1 protein-coding gene is annotated in these 2,764 nt (G+C 69.9%); it reads right to left on the bottom strand.

Features of this window, described 5'->3' with window-relative positions:
• Positions 1-2,750 (bottom strand): amino acid adenylation domain-containing protein (locus tag ACFVYN_RS41200; RefSeq protein ID WP_390008024.1); only part of this gene is annotated, 2,750 nt, incomplete at its 3' end.
• Between the last annotated feature and the right edge of the window lie 14 nt (positions 2,751-2,764).

The following is a 2,764-nucleotide window of genomic DNA, read 5'->3' as shown; positions in this document are numbered from 1 at the left end:
TACGCCACCTGCCCGGCCAGCACACTGCCCGGATCATCCCCATCCCCCAGCAACTCCCGCTGCCACAACGCATAGTCGGCGTACTGCACCGCCAGCGCATCCCACTCCGGCGTACGACCGGTCCTACGGGCCGCGTATGCCGTCGAGATGTCCCGCGCCAGCGGCCCCATGGACCAGCCGTCCCCTGCAACGTGATGCACCACCAGCACCAGCACGTGCGCCTCAGGACCAGTGGTGAACAGCCAGGCCTTGATGGGCACTTCGGTCGCCAGGTCGAAGGTGCATGCCTCAGCTCGTCCGATGGCGGCGGCCAGTTCCCCCTCGGCGACGTGGACACCCTCCAGGTCCCACTGGAGCTCCGGGAGCTCCATGATCTGCTGGTACGGCTCGCCGTCCGCCACCCCGATCACCGTGCGCAGCACCTCGTGGCGCCCCAGCACATCCCGCAGCGCCGCGTTCAACGCGCCCGCGTCCACCGTCCCCGACAACCGCAATGCGACGGGCAGGTTGTAGACCGCACTCGGGCCCTCCAACTGCCCGACGAACCACAGCCGTTGCTGCGCATACGACAACGGCACCCGCTCCGGCCGCTCCCGCACCACCAACGCCGACCGCGCCCCACCCGCCTCCGCCAACCGCCCCGCCAGCGCCGCCGGCGTCGACGCCTCGAACAGCGTCCGCAGCGGCAGCTCCACCCCCAACACGTTTCGTATCCGGCTCACCAGCCGCACCGCCAGCAGCGAGTGGCCGCCCGACCGGAAGAAGTCGTCATCGATGCCGAAATCCGCCAGCCCCAGCACCTGTGCGAAGGCGCCGCACAGCAGCTCCTCCTGCACCGTGGCCGGGCCTCGACCCGTGCCGGACTCCTGACCTGGGGCGGGGATCGGCAACGCCTGGCGATCGAGCTTCCCGTTCGCGGTCAACGGCAGCGCGTCCAGCACCACCACCGGCGACGGCACCATGTACTCAGGCAACCGCTCGGCCACGAATTGCCGTACCGGCTCCGACAGCCCCGCAGCAGTGCTTTGCGCCTCCTTCGCCACCACATAGGCCACCAGCCGCATGTCCCCCGGCATGTCCTCCCGCGCCACCACCGCCGCCTGGTCCACCCCCGGATGCGAGGCGACGACCGCCCGCACCTCGCCCGGCTCGATCCGGAACCCCCGGATCTTCACCTGCTCATCCACACGCCCCACGAACACCAACCGGCCGTCGCCACTCCACCGCACGCGGTCCCCAGTGCGGTACATCCGCTCACCCGTCCCGAACGGACACGCCACAAACCGCTCGGCCGACAATCCCGACCGCCCCGCGTAACCCCGCGCCAACCCCGCACCAGCGACGTACAACTCACCCGCCACACCCACCGGCACCGGGGACAGCGCATCGTCCAGAACGAACACCCGCGTGTTGTCCAACGGCCGCCCGATCGGCGGATCTGTGTCATCCGTCCGTGACGGCCCGTCGACCTGTGCCGCCGTCGACCAGATCGTGGTCTCCGTCGGCCCGTAAAGGTTCGTCGTCTCGCCCAGCGCGCTCATCGCGTCCGCCAGCGGCGCTGGGAGCGCCTCACCGCCGACCAGCAGCCGCATCTCCGGCAGCCCGGTGTCAGCTTCCGACAGCTCAGCCAGCACGGCCCGCCAGAGTGACGGGGTCGCCTGCATGATCGTCGCGCCGCTCCTGCGCAGCAGAGCGATCAGCTCCACCGGGTCGACGACCACGTCCCGCGGTGCCAGCACCAGCCGCGCGCCGCTGATCAGCGGCAGGTACAGCTCGAGGGCGGCGATGTCGAACGACACGGTGGTGACCCCGACCCACACGTCCTGCTCGGTGAGCGGAAAGCGCACGCCCATGTCGCTCAGGAAGTTCAGCAGACTTCCGTGCGACACCACCACGCCCTTCGGCCGGCCCGTCGAACCCGAGGTGTAGATGACGTACGCCGCATGTTCCGGACGCAGTGCCGCACCTGCAGAGCTCGCCGGCTCCTCCGCAAGCGCGGCCACCGAATCCGGATCGTCGAGCACCACCGCGGACACGCCCTGGGGCAGCACAGCGGCCAGTCCCGACGTGGTCACCGCGTACTCGGCCCCCGCATCCGCCAGTACGAACGCCACGCGCTCCGCCGGATACCCGGGGTCCACCGGAAGATAGGCCGCCCCCGACTTCCACACGCCCAGGAGTGCGACCACCAGGTCGGCCGAACGCTCCAACAGCACAGGCACGATCGACTCCGGCCCCACCCCCGCGGCCATCAGGCGATGCGCCAGCCGATTCGCCCGCGCCTCCAACTCCCCATAAGTCAACTCGTCCCCGTCGCATTCGACTGCCACGGCATCCGGGGTCCGCGCCGCCTGCGCCTCGAACAGCTCCGGCACCAAGGTGCCGGGCAGCGCGACGGCCGTATCGTTCCACTGCTCCAGCACCCTGCGACGCTCGGTGTCGTCCATGACGTCGACGTCATGAAGCGGCAGGTCGGTGTCGGTGTCCAGCGCCTCGCCCAGCGCGGTCGTCAGGTTCTCCACCGCCGTGTGCAGCAGTTCGCACACGGCCTCCGAGTCTGCCGGGGCCACCGCATCGACCGTCAGCCAGAGTCCCTGTCCGTCGTCGTCGATCGCGACGCTCAGCGGGTAGTTGGTGCGCTCCTGCTTGTAGCGGGTCCTGATCCCTTCGACCGGCTTCTCGTCGGTTTCCTGGGCGGCGTTGTGCCGGTAGTTGAAGAGGGAGGTGAACAGCGGCGTATTGGCCGGCACCCCACTCACCTGCT

This window comes from Streptomyces sp. NPDC058307, from assembly GCF_042880295.1.
In the GTDB taxonomy this organism is placed as follows: Bacteria; Actinomycetota; Actinomycetes; order Streptomycetales; family Streptomycetaceae; genus Streptomyces.
Note: the sequence above shows the minus strand (reverse complement) of the source record. Positions and strands in the feature narration are given on the sequence as shown.